Here is a 16,254-nt window from a genome sequence, read left to right on the forward strand (position 1 = left end):
GTTTTCCTGCCTGAAAGGTCCCCATGCTGGCCCCGCCCTTCACCGACCCCGCCCGGCTCGACGACGTCCTGTGCACGCAGGGCCACGCGGTGCTGTCGCCGCAGGCGCTGCAGTCGCTGCTGCATGCCGCGCCCGACGCGCTGCAGGCCTGGCAGCCGTTTTGGGACCGCCTGCCGCCCGATGCCTACCTGCGCGACGGCGGCCGCTACCGGCGCCGCCGCCATGCCAACTACGTGATCACCGAGGGCCGCGTGCAGCCCGTGCCGCACCGCGCGCACTGGCAGCCGGTGGAATACAACGCGCTGCATGGCGGCATCGAGCGCTGGTTCGAACCGCTGGAGCCCGCGCTGGAGGCCGACCCGCTGTGGATGGCGCTGCTGCGGCTGCTGGCCGCGCGCGCCGACGCGCTGCGCGGCGTGCAGCCCTGGTTCGTCGAGGCGCACGTGTTCCGCATCGATACCACCGACGGCATCGGCCGGCCCACCCCCGAAGGCGCGCACCGCGACGGCGTGGACCTGGTGTCGGTGCTGCTGCTGCGGCGCCACGGCGTCAAGGGCGGCGAGTCGCGCGTCTTCGACATCAACGGCCCGCAGGGCCTGCGCTTCACCATGAGCGAGCCCGGCACGCTGCTGCTGCTGGACGACACCCGAGTCATCCACGAAACCACCCCCATCCAGCCCGAAGGCGAGCTGGGCTGGCGCGACACGCTGGTGGTGACGCTGCGCAAGGGCGGCTTCCAGGGGCCGGAGGACCCGCTGCACCGCTGAGAACCTTTTCCCGTTCGCCCTGAGCTTGTCGATGGGCTCAGTCCGAACGGGATGCGGCGGCGACACCTCCCGTTGCACCCGCACATGCTGCGCTGCGGCAAAGTCGGCGGCCCCCGATCAGCCCGCAGCGTCATGGAGAGTTTCGTCACCGCCCCCTGGGCCCTGCGCCCGGACACCCTGCTGGGTGCGACCCTGGTGCTGATCCTGGCGGCGCTGCTGGGCGAGGGCTTGTGGCGGCTGCTGCACTGGCCGCGGCTCATGGGCTACGGCGCCGTGGGCTGCCTGCTGGCCATTGCCGGCCTGGGCGCCAGCGGCGGCGAGACCGCGCTGCGCCTGGTGGTGGACATGGCGCTGGCACTGCTGCTGTTCGAGGCCGGCGCGCGGCTGAACCTGCACTGGCTGCTGCGCAACCCGGCGCTGCTGGCCACCAGCGTGATGGAGTCGCTGCTCAGCGCGCTGGCGGTGTACTCGGTGGCGCTGTGGCTGCAGGTGCCGCAGTCCGTGGCCGGGGTGCTGGCGCTGATCGCGGTCAGCGTGTCGCCGGCGGTGGTGCAGCGCGTGATCGCCGAGTGCGACGCCGCCGGGCAGGTCACGGAGCGGCTGAGCACGCTCAGCGCGCTCAACACCCTCTACGCCGTGCTGCTGCTGCAGGCCTGGAGCGCCGGACTGCGCCTGAGCGACCCGGCGTGGCAGCAGGCGCTGCTGCCGGTGCTGCTGAACTTCGGCGGTTCCATCGTGCTGGGCACGCTGCTCGGGTCGGCGCTGGGCCTCATCGCGCGGCGGCTGGACCTGCGCCAGGACAACGCCGTGGCGCTGCTGCTGGGCTGCATGTTGCTGGCCCTGGCGCTGGCCAAGACGCTGCAGCTCTCCACGCTGCTGGTACCGCTGCTGGCGGGCATCTGGCTGCGCAACCGCCATCCGCGGCCCTGGGTGTGGCGGCGCCAGTTCGGCAGTGCCGGCGGGGTGCTGGCGCTGGTGCTGTTCGTGGCGGCGGCCTCGGCCTGGTCACCCTCGGCGCTGCCCGAGGCCATCGGCATTGCCGCCGCGCTGCTGCTGGCGCGTGCTCTGGCCAAGCTCGCCGCGGTGGCGATGCTGGCGCCTGCCAGCGGGCTGAGCTGGCGTCAGGCCGGCTGCCTGGGCGCGGCGCTGCTGCCCATGTCCGGCACCGCCTGGCTGCTGGCGCTGGACTTCGCGGCGCAGCACCCGGGCATCGCGCCGCAGCTCATGCCGCTGCTGCTGAGCATGGTGGCCCTGCTGGAGCTGCCCGCGCCGCTGGTGCTGCTGTACGGACTGCGCCTTGCCCGGGAAACCGAGGTGCACGAGCAGCCGCGCTGAAGCCCGCCTTCGTCCCGGTCCACCGTTGGAAGGAGAACCGCCATGAGCCTGCCGCCCTTCGCCAGTTCCGAGTCCTTCACGCTGGGCGTGGAACTGGAGCTGCAGATCGTCAGCCGCCACGACTACGACCTCACGCCCGGCTCGGACGACCTGCTGCGCCTGGTGAGCCGCCACAAGCTGGCCGCGGACGTGAAGCCCGAGATCACCAGCAGCATGATCGAGCTCTCCACCGGCGTGTGCCGCGAGCACGCGCAGGTGATCACGCAGCTGCGCGAGGTGCGCGACACGCTGGTGGAGTGCGCGCAGCAGCAGAACCTGCGCCTGTGCGGCGGCGGCACGCACCCCTTCCAGGACTGGAGCCGGCGGCGCATCTACGACACCCCGCGCTATCGCCAGGTTTCCGAGCTCTACGGCTATCTCAGCAAGCAGTTCACCGTCTTCGGGCAGCACGTGCACATCGGCTGCCCCGGCGCGGACCAGGCGCTGTGGCTGCTGCACGCGCTGCAGCGCTACGTGCCCCACGCCATCGCGCTGTCGGCCTCCTCGCCCTATGTGCAGGGCAGCGACACGGGTTTTCAGAGCGCGCGGCTGAACTCGGTGTTCGCATTCCCGCTCTCGGGCCGCGCGCCGTGGGTGCTCACCTGGAAGGAGTTCCAGACCTACTTCGGCAAGATGCACCACACCGGCGTGGTCGAGTCGATGAAGGACTTCTACTGGGACATCCGCCCCAAGCCCGAGTACGGAACGATCGAGGTGCGCGTGATGGACACGCCGCTGAGCATCGAGAAGGCCGCCGCCATCGCCGCGTACCTGCAGTGCGTGGCGCGGCGCCTGGTGCTGGAGGAGCCCTTCCAGCCGCGCGAGGACGACTACCTCGCCTACACCTACAACCGCTTCCAGGCCTGCCGCTTCGGGCTGGACGGCGAGGTGGTGGACCCGCGCAGCGCCGAGCGCCAGTCGCTGCGGGCGCAGATCGCGCAGACGCTCAAGGAGATCGAGCCGCACGCCATCGAGCTGCGTGCCGAGCCCGCGCTGCTGTTGTTGCGCGACATGCTCGGCCGCGACGACGGCAGCGACGCCACCTGGCTGCGCGCCGTGCAGGCGCACGAGCGCTACCTGCCCGAGGTCGTGCGGCGGCAGTGCCTGCGCTTCGAGGGGAGGGCGGCGACGCTGTGAGGACTCCGCCTCAAGGCGCCGATGCCTGCAGCCGGTCGCGCTGCGCCAGTGCCGGGAAGAGGCGGAACCACAGCCCCACCACCACCAGCGTGCCCACGCCGCCCAGGATCACCGAGCCGACCGGGCCGAAGGCCGCGGCGGTTGCGCCGGACTCGAACTCGCCGAGCTGGTTGCTCGCGCCGATGAAGATCGAATTGGCTGCCGCCACGCGCCCGCGCATCTCGTCGGGCGTGTCCAGTTGCACCAGCGTCTGGCGGATCACCACGCTCACCATGTCCGCCGCGCCCGACACCAGCAGCGCCACGAACGAGACGATGAAGCTGGTGGACCAGCCGAACACCAGCATGCACAGCCCGTACACGCCCACGGCCTGCAGCATCACGCGTCCCACGCGGCGCTCGATGGGCACGTGCGTGAGCCACACCGACACGGCCAGCGCCCCCACCGCCGGCGCCGCGCGCAGCAGGCCCAGGCCCCAGGGCCCGGTGTGCAGGATGTCGCGGGCGAAGATGGGCAGCAGCGCCGTGGCGCCGCCCAGCAGCACGGCGAAGAGATCCAGCGACAGCGCGCCCAGGATGGCCTGGCGATGCCAGATGAAGCGCAGGCCCGCGAGCATGGTGTTCCAGCTCGCCGGCTCGCGGTGCGCCGAACGCGCCACCGGCGTGATGCGCAGGATCAGCACACAGCCCAACGCGAACAGCGCCGCGCACACGCCGTAGACCACCGTGGCCCCAGCGGCGTAGAGAAAGCCGCCCAGCGCCGGCCCGGCCACCACCGCCGCCTGCGTCGCGCCGGAGCTGAAGGCCAGCGCCCGCGGCAGCACGGCCGCCGGCACCAGCGTGGGCGTCAGCGCCTGCTGCGAGGGCATCTGGAACGCGCGCGCCACGCCCAGCAGCAGCGACAAGCCCAGGATCAGCTCGCGCCCGATCCAGCCGCCGGCCGTGCCCAGTGCCAGCAGCAGGCCCACCAGCAGCTGCAGCGCCAGGCACATCGCCAGCAGGCGGCGGCGGTCGTGGCGGTCCACGATGTGGCCGGCCGGCAGCGTCAGCACCAGCGCCGGGATGAACTGCAGCAGGCCCACCAGGCCCAGGTCCCAGGCGCTGGCGGTGGTGTCGTACATCTGCCAGCCCAACGCCACCATGAGCATCTGCTGCGCGGTGGTACCGGCCAGGCGGCCCCACCAGAAAAGCATGAAGGGGCGAAAAGAGCGCAGCGCCGCGGTGGGCACCACCTCGGCGGCGGGAGGAAGGACAGCAGTCATGACTGACGGCCGGCCACCGCGCGCGGCGGCCGGGAACAACGGTGTGGGGTGGGTGCTCGATGCGGCGGGCGCCGGTGAGGCGGGCCGCGATGCCTGCGCACGGCAGGGAAATGAGCAGTAACAGCTTACGCGAAGCGCGCGGGCCGGCTAGGGTAGGGGGCATGCAACCGTTCGAAGCCTCCGCCGTGCAGTCCGATAACAACTCCACTTCTCCGGCCGCAGCCCAGGCGCGGCTTTTCATAGGCTTGTGGCCTGATGACGCGCAGCGCTGGGAAGCGCGCTCGCACCAGCAGCTCTGGCGCTGGCCGCCGCAGGCGCGGCCCACGCCGGCGTCCAAGCTGCACCTGACGCTGCACTTCATCGGCGAGGTGCCGCAGTCCGCGGTGGAGGGTGTGGTGCAGGCGATGCCCGCTTCCTTCAGCGCCGCGGAGCTGACCTTCTCGCACCCGGCGCTGTGGCGCGGCGGCATTGCGGTGCTGGAGCCCGAAGCGGTGCCACCGTCGCTGCTGTCGCTGCATGCGCAGCTGGGGCTGCGGCTGCGCCAGCTCGGGATCTCGCTGGAGGCGCGTCCCTGGCGTCCGCACCTGACGCTGGCGCGCCAGGCCCAGGGTGCCAAACCCCCCACCAACCCGCCGCCGCTGCACTGGCGCTTCTCACAGATGGCGCTGGTGCAGTCGGACGGCGGCTTCTACAAGGTGCTGAGGACGGCGGAGGCGGTGTGAGGGATCAGGGCTCCCTCACATCCGCCACCGGCTGCGCCCCGTAATCCAGGCGCTCCAGGTACGCCAGCAGCTTGGCCGCGGCCTGCTCCGGGCTGTCCAGCAGGCCCTGTTCGCGCAGCTGCACGAAGCGGTCGCGATCGGGGAAATGCGTGGGATCGGCGCCGCGCAGTTGCACCTGCATGTCGGTATCGATCACGCCCGGCGCCAGCGACACCACGCGCGCCCCCCGGGGCTTGAGCGCCTCGTCCAGCGCCAGCGCGCGGGTGAAATGGTCCAGCCCGGCCTTGACCGCGCAGTAGGGCGCGCTAGCCGCCATGGCGCGCCGGCCCAGGCCCGAGGAAATGTTCAGCACCTTGCGCGCCGCGCTCCAAGGCTCGGTGGCGCGCAGGAAGGCGCGTGTGAGCAGCACCGGCGCCTCCAGCCCCACGCGCAGCGCGTCCGACAGCAACGGCGCCTCCACGCCCTCCACCGGCCCGGGCGGCGTCAGCAGCGCGGCGTTGTTGACCAGCACAGCCTCGGCCACGGGCGTGCCGGCCTGCGCCCGCAGCCAAGCCTCCAGCCGCTCGGCGGCCGCCACGGGCTGCGCCAGGTCCTGCGCCCACTGCTCCAGCGCCACGCCCTGGGCGCGTGCCTCGCCTTCCAGCGTCGCGTCGGGACGGCGCGACAGCGTCAGCAGCCGCGTGCCTTCGCGCCGCAGCAGCGCCACGGCCAGGGCGCGGCCCATGCCGCGCGAGGCGCCGGTGAGGATGACCAATCGGTTCTGGTTCGTGCTCATGTCTTGTCCCCCATCGAATGGGCCTGCACCTGCTCGCCGCAGAGGAAGAAGCGCCCGCCGGCGATGTGGTGCAGCGTGCGCAGGGCGTCCAGCGCCGGGTCCGCGTCGGGGCCGTCGCGGAACTGCCAGCGCCCGTGGGCATAGGCGCGCGCGTCGGCCTGCGCCGCCACCACCTCGGCCAGGAAGAGATCGTGCTGCGCCTGCAGCGCGGGCTGCGGCAGCAGCCGGCACTCCAGCCAGGCCACGCAGCCTTCGATCAGCGGCGCCTGCGTTGCCTGCCCGGCGAAGCTGCCGATGCCGAAAGCCTCGAACTTGTCCAGCGCCTCGCCGCCGCAGCTGCCCACGGTGTAGGCCATGTCGGCCTGGGCGCGGCAGGGCAGGTTGAGCGCGAATTCGCCGGAGCCCTCGATCAGCCGCCTTGTAAAAGTGCTCTTGTCCAGCACCACCGCCACCTTGGGCGGATCGAAGTCCAGCGGCATGGCCCAGGCGGCGGCCATGAGGTTGCGGCGGCCGCCGTGGGCGGCGCTCACGAGCACGGTCGGCCCGTGGTTCATCAGGCGGTAGGCCTGGGGCAGGGGAACGTCTTGACGCATGGCGCCATGATGCCGGCGCTCAGAAGGGCGCCGGATCGGCGAAGCGCATGACCGTGCCATCGCCCGGGTGCGGCAGCGCCAGCTCCGCCGCGTGCAGGAGCAGCCGCGGCGCGCGCGCCAGCACCGCCGGCGGCGCATACAGCTCGTCGCCCAGGATCGGATGCCCCAGTGTCGCCAGGTGCACGCGCAGCTGGTGCGAGCGCCCCGTCACCGGCTCCAGCTCCACGCGCGTGGCCTGGTCCTCGTGCGCCAGCACGCGCCAGCGCGTCAGCGAGGGTTTACCAAGCGCGTGATCGACCATCTGCCGCGGCCGGTTGGGCCAGTCGCAGCGCAGCGGCAGCGCGATCTCGCCCCAGCCGCCGGGCGGCGCTTCCAGGTGCCCGTCCACCACCGCCACGTAGCGCTTGTGCACGCGGCGTTCGGCGAAGGCGATGCTCAGGAAACGCTGCGCCTCGGCGCCCCGGCCCATGGCGATCAGTCCCGAGGTCGCCATGTCCAGCCGGTGCACCACCAGCGCGTCGGGAAATTGCGCCTGGGCGCGGGCCGCCAGGCAATCGGGTTCGGTGCGCCCCGGTACCGCCAAAAGCCCGGAAGGTTTGACGAGGATCAGAAGATATTCGTCAGAATGGAGTAAGGAAATTCGATCCATATGAGTTTGTGAGCATATAGGTCCGATTTCTTGTCCTGGCGGCACAAGGGGGCGTGTGTAGAATGGTCCACGCAGAAATGTTTAGACACGTCATGGCGTGGCTTTCCTCCTGAGCCCCGCGGCGTCCTTGCGGATGCCGCTGCGGCCGGCCCGGTTTGAATTTCCATGCTGCGTTTTCTGAGCGTTTCCGCTCCGGCCTCGGGAGGAACACCGGCCGGGTTTCAATGCATCCACGAAAAAGGTTTTTCTCATGAGCATCCAACAATCCGGCATCGTCAAGTGGTTCGATGACGGCAAGGGCTTTGGTTTCATCACGCCAGATGGCGGCGGCAAGGACGTTTTCGCCCATTTCAGCGAAATCCAGGCCGACGGCTTCAAGAGCCTCAAGGAAAACCAACGTGTGGAATTCGAAGTGCGTGAGGGGCCCAAGGGCCTGCAGGCTGCCAAGATCCGCGCCCTGTAAGCGGGTTCTCCTCCCATGAAAAAACGCGGCCCTGGGCCGCGTTTTTCGTTGGAGTCGGGTGCGGGCCGTCTCAGAAGCGCTCGACCAGCCCCGTCTGCTGTGCCGTCTGCGGATTGGAGCCCGCCTCCCGCACGCGCTGCAGCGCTTGCACTGTGGGCAGGCCCAGCGCCTTGAGCACGCAGGCTGCGGCGCTACCGGTGCGCCCCAGCCCAGCGGCGCAGTGCAGCAGCACCGCGTCGCCCGCGCGCAGCGCCTCGGTGGCTTGCGCGATGCCGGCATGGAACTCCGGCAGATCCGGCGGCAGCCCGAAATTGCGCATCGGCAGGTTCAGCCAGCGGAAGGGCAGCGTGCCCTGCGCCACGGCCGAGCGGTAGGCCGGCGACAGCTCCGCGAGCTCCTCCACGGGTGCCAGGCACAGCACCAGCGACAGCCGTCGCTGCCGGGCCTCGGCCAGGAAGCGCTTCATCGGCTCGAAGCGCCCCGGCATGGCCGACAGCCACAGCTGCCCCGGCACGCCGGGCGGCAGCGCCACGCCGCGCATCACCGGAACGCTGCCGTCGCCTGCCAGGGGCGTGCTGGACGGCTGCCCCGCGCTCGCGGTCGTGGTGATGGACGGGGCGTTCATGCGCCGTGGCTCCCGATTCAGTGCGAGTACTGCTGGATGCCGGCAATGGCCCAGTCGCGGCTGCCGTCGGCCGGGCGCACCAGGTGCCAGACCTCGTCGAAGTCGGCCGCCGGCGCGTCGCGCTCCTCGCGGACCAGGCCGCTGTAGCGCACGCTCACCACCTGCTGGTCACGCTCCTGCACCCAGTCCAGCACTTGCGCGTCCACGCGCACCACGTCGGTGGTCTGGGCCTTGCCGCCGCGCTCCTGCAGGTCCAGGCGCAGGTGGGCGAACAGCTCCGGCGTGGTGAACTGGCGCAGGTCGTTGAGGTCGGCGGCATCGTTGGCGGCCTGCATGCGGATGAAGATCATCTTGGCCGCGCGCTCGAAGGACGCCTGGTCGAAGTCCGCCGGCAGGTTCGGGCCGGAGGCCGCCGGCGCCACCGCGCTGCCGTCCATGCCGGCCGTGGTGAAGCCCGTGCCCGGCTGGGCGACGTTGAAGCCCTCGGCCTGGCGCTGCATCGGCTGGCTCAGCCCCTGCTGCGCGTTCCACGGCGAGGCCATGCTGCCGTTGGTGCTGGTGCCCGCCGCGGCGCCGGCGTAGGCCGGCTGCGGACCGGCCTTCTTGCCGGCGAAGCGGCTGACCAGGAAGCGGATCAGGAAGATCGCGGCAATGGCCAGCAGCGCCATCATCACGAAGTTCGCCACCGCCTCACCCATGCCGAAGTGGCTCAGCAGCGCCGCGATGCCCAGGCCCGCGGCCAGGCCGGCCACGGGGCCGAGCCAATTGCGCTTGGGCGCCGCAGCCGCGGCCGCCGTGCCGGCCGCTGCGGGAGCGGCTTGCTGGGCCGGTGCGGCCTGGTTGGGGGCAGCCTGGTTCGGCGTCGCCTGGTTGGGCGGCGGCGTCTGCGGCGTGCTGCGCTGCGGCGTGCTGCGCTGGATGCCCGCCGAGCCGCCACCGCCCAGGCGCTTGGCCTCTGCCACGATGGGCGTGAACGACGCGGCCGCCACGGCCAGCATCAGCGCGCCCAGCAGTCCAGTCCTTGTCTTGTTCATTGCTTGGTCTCTCTCCGACGTCCGGGCAACGGCCCGGGCTTGAGTCTCTGAATGATGAGGGCCCCCCAAAGTTCCCCAAGGCGGGTGAATGACAATTTTGGGCATGCCTTTCCCGAAACCTGCATTCCGCGCCCATGGCCTGGGCCTGGAGCTCATCGCCGCGGCCTGTGCCCTGGCCGGCGGCGCATCCGCCCAGACCGTGTCGGCACTGCCGGCAGCCCCCGTGCCCGCCCCGGACGTCCCGGCGCCGCAGCGCGTGGAGATCACCGGCGAGCGCAGCGGCGGCGAGATGCAGGAGCGGCGCCAGTCCACCGTGGCCCGGACCGTGATCGGGCGCGAGGAGATCGAGCGCTTCGGCGACGCCTCGCTGGGCGAGGTGCTCAAGCGGCTGCCGGGCGTGACGCTGGACGGCGCGCCCGGGCGCGGCGGCAATCCGCGCCTGCGCGGGCTGGGCGGCGGCTACACGCAGATCCTGCTCGACGGCGAGCGCACGCCGCCGGGCTTCGAGATCGACTCCATCGCCCCTGAGCAGATCGAGCGCATCGAGATCCTGCGCGCGCCCACGGCCGAGACCGGCGCGCGCGCCGTCGCCGGCACCATCAACATCGTCACGCGCGAGAGTTTCAGGAAGCGCCTCAACGACCTGCGCCTGTCGCTGGGCCTGGAGGACGGGCGCTGGAGCCCCGGGCTGAGCTGGACGCGCAGCGGCGGCGACGGTGCGCTGTCCTACACCTTCGGCGCCAACGCGGTGCACACGCGTTTCAACACGCACAGCGTCAGCACGCTGGAGCAGGACGTTGCGGGCATGCCCACGCTGCGCCGCCAGGAAAGCACCGACGGCGCGACCGAGCGCCGGCGCCTGACGCTCAACGGCCGGCTGCAGTGGAAGCTGGGTGAGGGCGAGGCCTTCACGCTCACGCCCTTCGCCATCCTGTCGGGCACCGACAGCCGCCGCCACGGCGCGCTGGTGCAGGACCCGGCGGCCACCGCCCCCTACACGCAGCTCGACGGCCGCGGCCAGGCCGATTTCAACCTGCTGCGGCTGAGCGCGCAGCGCACGCAACGCCTGGGCGACGGCACGCGGCTGGAGTGGCGCGCCGGCGCCGGCCGCTGGCGCTACGAGGACGAGGTGGAGCGCTTCAAGCGCAACGCCTCGGACTCGCCGCTGCCGGGGGAGAGCGACCAGGCCACCATCACCGACCAGCGCTGGAACGCCGGCGTCAAGGCCTCCACGCTGCTGGCCGACGCGCACAGCGGCGTGGCCGGGCTGGAGCTGGAAGGCGCGCGGCGCGAGGAGCTGCGCACGTACCTGAGCGATGGCTTGCCCCGCTTCCCTGGCTACGGCACCGGGCTGCAGGCGCGCTCGCAGCGCGTGGCCGTCTACGCGCAGGACGAGTGGGAGATCAACCGGCATTGGGCCGCGCATGCCGGCTTGCGCTGGGAAAGCATCGAGACCCGCGGCGAGGGGCTGGACGGCGGGCAGCGCAACCGCAGCGCCGTGTGGAGCCCGCTGCTGCACGCGGTATGGAAGCCCGATCCGAAGCGGCGTGACCAGCTGCGCATGAGCCTCACGCGCAGCTACCGCGCGCCGGCGCTGAACAGCCTGGTGGGCCGTCCGCTGCTGAGCGTGAACAACAGCGCCACCAGCCCGGACCGCGCCGGCAACCCGGCGCTGCGCCCCGAGCTGGCCACCGGCCTGGACCTGAGCTTCGAGCGCTACCTGCCTGGCGGCGGGCTGCTGAGCGCCGGCGTGTTCCACCGCCGGATCAGCGATCTCGTGCGCTACGAGACGCTGCCGCCCGCGCCGGGCGAGCGCTGGGTGAACCGGCCCCACAACGTGGGCGACGCGACGGTGCAGGGGCTGGAGTTCGAGGCGAAGGTCGCGCTGCGCGAATTCATGGCGCCCGCGCCGTCGGTGGACCTGCGCGCCAGCGCCAATTTCTATCGCTCCCGCGTGGAGTCGGTGCCGGGGCCGGACAACCGCGTGGAGCAGCAGCCGGGCATGTCGGCCAATCTGGGTGCGGACTGGACGCTGCGCGCGCTGCCGCTGAAGGTGGGCGCCAACCTGCACTGGACGCCGGGCTACGTGACCCGGCTGTCGCCCACCGAGACGGCGGTGCAGGGCCGCAAGCCGGTGTTCGACGCCTACGCGCTATGGACCGTGAGCCCCACGCTGGGGCTGCGGCTGTCGGCCTCCAACTTCAGTTCGCCGGACTACGTGCGCGGCAGCGTTTACGACGACGGCACCCTGTACGAGAGCGCGCGGACGGTGAGCCGGAGCTACGTGGACTGGATGCTGCGGGTGGAGATGAAGCTGTAATTCCAGTTCGTCGTAGCGACTGAAATAACCCCGTCACACCCGCGAAGGCGGGTGTCCACGAACACCGGGCGGCATCCCGGCCGGCGTGGATGCCCGCCTTCGCGGGCATGACAAGGAAATATTTCAGCTTCGATCAAGAGCTGGAATAAGAGTGCGCAGTCGCGGCGCCTATTCCGCTTTCGCCTCCACCGCCGGGCCGCTCCCCGGCGGCAGGATGCGCACCCGTGCCCCGGCCACCGCCACCACCTGGCCCGGGCGCAGCTTGGCCGTCTTGCGCAGCTCCTGCTGGCCGTCCACCTGCACCTTGCCGGCAGCGACCAATGCCTTGGCCGCGCCGCCGTTGTCGGCCAGCCCCGTGGCCTTCAGCAGCGCGTCCAGCGGGATGAACTCGCCGCGCAGCTCGAAATCGATGTGTTGCATGCGCATGTCAGGCCGCACTTTCCAGGTTGAATTCACGCGCCAGCAGCGCATAGGAGCGCCGGCGCACGGCCGGCTCGAAAGCCCAGGTGTTGATGACGAGCTCGTCCAGCTCCAGCGCCGCGGCCAGCGCGCGCAACTGCGCGCCCACGCTGGCCGGCGTGCCGACGAACGCCTTGGCCCTCATCGGTGCGAGTTGCTGCAGCTCGATGTCGTCGAAGCCGCGGCGGGCGATGTCGTCCGGCGGCTGCAGCGCGCCGAACACGCCGCGCGCGCGGTCCAGCCGCCAGCGCTCGCGCGACAGCGCGTGGTGCCGCGCCTCCTCCTCGGTGTCCGCCACCAGTGCCCAGACGCAGATGGTGGCTTGCGGCTTCGGATGCCGCGCGCTCGGCCGGTACAGGCTGCGGTAGAGGTGCAGCGCCTGCTCCACGCCCTGGCCGTCCATGAAGAAATAGGCGAAGGCGTAGGGCAGCCCCAGGTGCGCGGCGAGCTGCGCGCCGTAGTCCGAGCTGCCCAGCATCCACAGCGTGGGCGAGCGCTCCTCGCCGGCGCCTTCGGGCGGGCGCGGATGCGCCGTGATGCCCTGGTGCGACGCGCCGCTGGCCCAGGCTTGCAGTTCCTGCACCTGCTGCGGGAAGTTCTCCGCCGCGGCGTAGGCGTTGGGGTTCAGGGCCCGGGCCGTGCGCATGTCGCCGCCCGGGGCACGCCCGACACCCAGGTCGATGCGCCCGGGCGCCAGCGCGTCCAGCACGCGGAACTGCTCCGCGACCTTGAGTGCCGAGTAGTGCGGGAGCATCACGCCGGCGCTGCCCAGGCGGATGCGCGAGGTGCGTGCGGCGATGGCCGCCTGCAGCAGCTCCGGCGCGCTGCCCACGATGGTCGGCAGGTTGTGGTGCTCCGAGCACCAGAAGCGCTGGTAGCCCAGCGCCTCGCAATGCACGGCCAGCTCCAGCGTGTCGCGCAGGGCCGCGTCCTCCCCGGCGCCGGCCAGGGAGACGGATTGGTCGAGGACTGAAAGTTTCATGGGTGGGCCGGCAAGGCGCCGGCGAAGAAAAGAAGGAACCTATCCCGTTCGGGCTGAGCTGGTCGAAGCCCTGCCGCCTGGCCGCAGCGCCCGTTCGTGCTTCGATACGACCGCAGGGCGCACCCTGCCCTGAGGTATCGAAGGGTCAGCACGAACGGGCTTTCCGTGTTCGGCTTCATGAGCCTGAAACGCCGCGTGGGACGGGCAGGGCGGGCAATCTACCCCAGCCCCGCTGCCGGCTTGCCGGCAAGGCCCTTGCCGGTGCGCTCCGGTGGGGCTCCGGATAATGACCGCGATGACCGAATCAAGCATCTCCACGGCGGCCGGCCCGAGCTTCGGGCGACTGCCGCTGCCGCCCGCGCTGCTGGCCAATCTCGAACAGCTGGGCTACCTCTCCATGACCCCGATCCAGGCCGCGGCGCTGCCGCTGGCGCTGGCCGGGCACGACCTGATCGCGCAGGCGCGCACCGGCAGCGGCAAGACCGCCGCCTTCGCGCTGCCGCTGCTCACCCGCCTGGACGCGGCGCGGCTGGAGGTGCAGGCCCTGGTGCTGTGCCCCACGCGCGAGCTGGCCGAGCAGGTGACGCAGCAGATCCGCCGCCTCGCCCGCGCCGAGGCCAACGTCAAGGCGCTCAACCTCAGCGGCGGCAGCCCGATCAAGCCCCAGGCCGAGAGCCTCGCCTACGGCGCGCATGTGGTGGTGGGCACGCCCGGGCGGCTGCTGGACCACCTGCAGCGCGGCACGCTCAAGCTGGACGCGCTGTCCACCCTGGTGCTGGACGAGGCGGACCGCATGCTCGACATGGGCTTCTTCGACGACATCGCCGCCGTCGCCGCCCAGTGCCCCAGGCAGCGCCAGACGCTGCTGTTCTCCGCCACCTACCCCGAAGGCATCGCCAAGCTGGCCCAGCGCTTCCTGCGCGAGCCCAAGGAAGTGAAGGTCGCCGAGAAGCACGCGCCGGGGCGCATCGTCGAGCACTGGTTCGAGGTCACGGAGGACCAGCGGCTGCATGCCGTGTCGCGGCTGCTGGCGCATTACCGCCCGGTCAGCAGCCTGGCCTTCTGCAACACGCGCCAGCAGTGCCGCGACCTGGTGGACGTGCTGCGCGCGCAGGGCATCGAGGCGCTGGCGCTGCACGGCGAGCTGGAGCAGCGCGAGCGCGACCAGGTGCTCATCCGCTTCGCCAACCGCAGCTGCTCGGTGCTGGTGGCCACCGACGTGGCCGCGCGCGGGCTGGACATCCAGGGGCTGGACGCGGTGATCAACGTCGAGATCACGCCCGACGCGCAGCAGCACGTGCACCGCATCGGCCGCACCGGGCGCGCCGATGCGCCGGGCCTGGCGCTGAACCTGGCCAGCCTCGACGAGATGGGCCGCGTCGGCCAGATCGAGCAGCAGCAGGGGCGCGAGTCGCGCTGGGAAAAGCTCGATGCGCTGACCGAAGCGCCCGGCGGAGCGCTGCGCCCGCCGATGCACACCCTCCAGATCCTGGGCGGGCGCAAGGACAAGATCCGTCCCGGCGACGTGCTGGGCATGCTCACCGGCGAGGGCGGCCTGGAGGCCGCGCAGGTCGGGCGCATCCACGTCGGCGACTACCAGACCTACGTCGCGGTGGCGCGCGAGGTGGCCGCGGCCGTGGTGGCGCGCCTGGCCCAGGGCAAGCTCAAGGGCCGGCGCGTGAAGCTGCGGCTGCTGCGGGACGCGCCGCAGGACGCCTGAGCAGGAGGCCGGCCCCGTGTTGCGTTCCCTCGCCGCCTTCTTCGAGCGCCTGGTCGATCCCTACCCGGAAGCCCCGCCTCCCGCGCCGCCCAAGAGCTTCTTCGCCTTCCTCTGGACCTGCTCGCGCGGCATGCGCCCGTGGCTGCTGGGCATGACGGTGCTCACCGCCGTCATCGGCGCCTTCGAGGCGCTGCTGTTCGGCATGCTCGGCCGCATGGTGGACTGGCTCGCCGGCGTGCCGCCCTCGGAGCTGTGGGCGCGCGAGAAGTGGAGCCTGCTGGGCTTGGCGGCCATCCTGCTGTTCAGCCCGCTGGTGGTGGCGCTGCAGACGGCCTTCAAGCACCAGACGCTCGCGGGCAACTTCCCGATGCGGCTGCGCTGGAATTTCCACCGCCGCATGCTGGGCCAGAGCCTGGCCTTCTACCAGGACGAGTTCGCCGGCCGCGTCGCCACGAAAGTGATGCAGACCGCGCTGGCGGTGCGCGAGGCCTGGTTCACGCTGGGCGACATCCTGGTGTTCGTGACCATCTACTTCGTCACCGTGGTGGTGGTGGCCGGCGCCTTCGACCTGCGCCTGATCTGGCCCTTCGCCGCCTGGGTGGTCTGCTACGGCCTGGCGCTGTGGTACTTCGTGCCGCGCCTGGGCAAGGTGTCGAAGGCGCAGGCCGATGCGCGCTCGCTCATGACCGGCCGCATCACCGACGCCTACACCAACATCGCCACCGTGAAACTGTTCTCGCACGCGCAGCGCGAGGCCGGCTACGTGCGCACGGCGATGCAGGAGTTCATGGTCACCGTGCACGGCCAGATGCGGCTGGTCAGCGGCTTCGAGATCGTCAACCACACGCTGAGCATGGGCCTCATCGGCAGCACCGCCGGCGTGGCGCTGTGGCTGTGGCTGCAGGGCCAGGCCAGCGCCGGCGCGCTGGCGGCGGCCACCGCCATGGCGCTGCGGCTCAACGGCATCTCGCACTGGATCATGTGGGAGATGGCCTCGCTGTTCGAGCACGTCGGCACGGTGCAGGACGGCATCAACACCCTGAGCAAGTCGCGCACGGTGGTGGACGTGCCCGATGCGCCGCCGCTGCGCGTCACGCGCGGCGAGGTGCGCTTCGAGCACCTGCGCTTCGCCTACGGCGCCGAAGGGCCCGCCGCCGAGCCGCTGCTGGCGGATTTCAACCTGCACATCCGCCCGGGCGAGAAGATCGGCCTGGTGGGACGCTCCGGCGCGGGCAAGAGCACGCTGGTGAACCTGCTGCTGCGCTTCTATGACGTGCAGGGCGGGCGCATCCTGATCGACGGCCAGGACATCGCGCAGGTGACGCAGGACAGCCTGCGCGCGCAGATCGGCATGGTCACGCAGGACACCTCGC

General features: G+C 71.6%; 16 protein-coding genes. 8 read left to right on the forward strand and 8 right to left on the reverse strand.

Annotation, left to right across the window (positions count from 1 at the left end; genetic code table 11):
• Positions 1–23: 23 nt before the first annotated feature.
• The 3 genes from Q0741_RS04785 to Q0741_RS04795 all read left to right on the forward strand — a co-directional run bounded on the left by Q0741_RS04785 (position 24) and on the right by Q0741_RS04795 (position 3,278).
• Positions 24–767 (forward strand): 2OG-Fe dioxygenase family protein, encoded by a 744-nt coding sequence (locus tag Q0741_RS04785; RefSeq protein WP_298232048.1) that lies wholly within the window; start codon positions 24–26, stop codon positions 765–767.
• 132 nt (positions 768–899) lie between these two features.
• Entirely contained in the window at positions 900–2,102 is a 1,203-nt protein-coding gene (locus Q0741_RS04790) for a cation:proton antiporter (RefSeq protein ID WP_298232049.1), read from the forward strand.
• 42 nt (positions 2,103–2,144) lie between these two features.
• On the forward strand, positions 2,145–3,278 hold the full coding sequence (locus Q0741_RS04795) for a YbdK family carboxylate-amine ligase (protein ID WP_298232050.1): 1,134 nt from the start codon (positions 2,145–2,147) through the stop codon (positions 3,276–3,278).
• Between the two features lie 10 nt (positions 3,279–3,288).
• Here Q0741_RS04795 and Q0741_RS04800 read toward each other — a convergent pair whose 3' ends face one another.
• Positions 3,289–4,470 (reverse strand): MFS transporter, encoded by a 1,182-nt coding sequence (locus tag Q0741_RS04800; RefSeq protein ID WP_298232066.1) that lies wholly within the window; start codon positions 4,468–4,470, stop codon positions 3,289–3,291.
• Positions 4,471–4,700: 230 nt separating this feature from the next.
• On the opposite strand from Q0741_RS04800, the gene Q0741_RS04805 reads away from it, so the two are divergent.
• Entirely contained in the window at positions 4,701–5,261 is a 561-nt protein-coding gene (locus tag Q0741_RS04805) for a 2'-5' RNA ligase family protein (protein ID WP_298232051.1), read from the forward strand.
• 4 nt (positions 5,262–5,265) lie between these two features.
• Here Q0741_RS04805 and Q0741_RS04810 read toward each other — a convergent pair whose 3' ends face one another.
• From Q0741_RS04810 to Q0741_RS04820, 3 genes are read right to left on the reverse strand one after another with little or no spacing between them, the layout of a single operon-like run.
• On the reverse strand, positions 5,266–6,036 hold the full coding sequence (locus tag Q0741_RS04810) for an SDR family NAD(P)-dependent oxidoreductase (protein WP_298232052.1): 771 nt from the start codon (positions 6,034–6,036) through the stop codon (positions 5,266–5,268).
• The gene (locus Q0741_RS04815) at positions 6,033–6,629 is read right to left on the reverse strand and encodes a flavin reductase family protein (protein ID WP_298232053.1); all 597 of its coding nucleotides are present in this window, start codon (positions 6,627–6,629) and stop codon (positions 6,033–6,035) included. Before Q0741_RS04815 ends, Q0741_RS04810 begins: the two co-directional genes overlap by 4 nt.
• Before the next feature lie 19 nt (positions 6,630–6,648).
• A complete protein-coding gene (locus tag Q0741_RS04820; RefSeq protein ID WP_298232054.1) occupies positions 6,649–7,278 on the reverse strand; it encodes a pseudouridine synthase in 630 nt (209 codons plus the stop codon).
• A gap of 250 nt (positions 7,279–7,528) precedes the next feature.
• On the opposite strand from Q0741_RS04820, the gene Q0741_RS04825 reads away from it, so the two are divergent.
• A complete protein-coding gene (locus Q0741_RS04825; protein ID WP_298232055.1) occupies positions 7,529–7,741 on the forward strand; it encodes a cold-shock protein in 213 nt (70 codons plus the stop codon).
• 70 nt (positions 7,742–7,811) lie between these two features.
• Here Q0741_RS04825 and Q0741_RS04830 read toward each other — a convergent pair whose 3' ends face one another.
• Together Q0741_RS04830 and Q0741_RS04835 are read right to left on the reverse strand one after the other, a co-directional pair.
• Complete coding sequence (locus Q0741_RS04830) at positions 7,812–8,366, reverse strand: tyrosine-protein phosphatase (RefSeq protein ID WP_298232056.1); 555 nt, start codon at positions 8,364–8,366, stop codon at positions 7,812–7,814.
• A gap of 17 nt (positions 8,367–8,383) precedes the next feature.
• Positions 8,384–9,400 (reverse strand): TIM44-like domain-containing protein, encoded by a 1,017-nt coding sequence (locus tag Q0741_RS04835; RefSeq protein WP_298232057.1) that lies wholly within the window; start codon positions 9,398–9,400, stop codon positions 8,384–8,386.
• 103 nt (positions 9,401–9,503) lie between these two features.
• Here Q0741_RS04835 and Q0741_RS04840 point away from each other — a divergent pair, with 103 nt between their 5' ends.
• Positions 9,504–11,720: a TonB-dependent receptor gene (locus Q0741_RS04840; RefSeq protein WP_298232058.1), complete on the forward strand. Its 2,217-nt coding sequence runs from the start codon at positions 9,504–9,506 to the stop codon at positions 11,718–11,720.
• A gap of 168 nt (positions 11,721–11,888) precedes the next feature.
• On the opposite strand, the gene Q0741_RS04845 is transcribed toward Q0741_RS04840, so the two are convergent.
• Together Q0741_RS04845 and Q0741_RS04850 are read right to left on the reverse strand one after the other, a co-directional pair.
• Positions 11,889–12,140 (reverse strand): RNA-binding S4 domain-containing protein, encoded by a 252-nt coding sequence (locus tag Q0741_RS04845; RefSeq protein ID WP_298232059.1) that lies wholly within the window; start codon positions 12,138–12,140, stop codon positions 11,889–11,891.
• Between the two features lie 7 nt (positions 12,141–12,147).
• Positions 12,148–13,161, reverse strand: a complete 1,014-nt coding sequence (locus tag Q0741_RS04850; RefSeq protein ID WP_298232060.1) for an LLM class flavin-dependent oxidoreductase — start codon at positions 13,159–13,161, stop codon at positions 12,148–12,150.
• 295 nt (positions 13,162–13,456) lie between these two features.
• Here Q0741_RS04850 and dbpA point away from each other — a divergent pair, with 295 nt between their 5' ends.
• A complete protein-coding gene (dbpA, locus tag Q0741_RS04855) occupies positions 13,457–14,881 on the forward strand; it encodes an ATP-dependent RNA helicase DbpA (RefSeq protein ID WP_298232061.1) in 1,425 nt (474 codons plus the stop codon).
• Between the two features lie 16 nt (positions 14,882–14,897).
• Positions 14,898–16,254 (forward strand): ABC transporter ATP-binding protein (locus Q0741_RS04860; protein WP_298232062.1); only part of this gene is annotated, 1,357 nt, incomplete at its 3' end.

Origin of the sequence: uncultured Azohydromonas sp., assembly GCF_937926365.1 — a bacterium.
In the GTDB taxonomy this organism is placed as follows: Bacteria; Pseudomonadota; Gammaproteobacteria; order Burkholderiales; family Burkholderiaceae_C; genus Azohydromonas.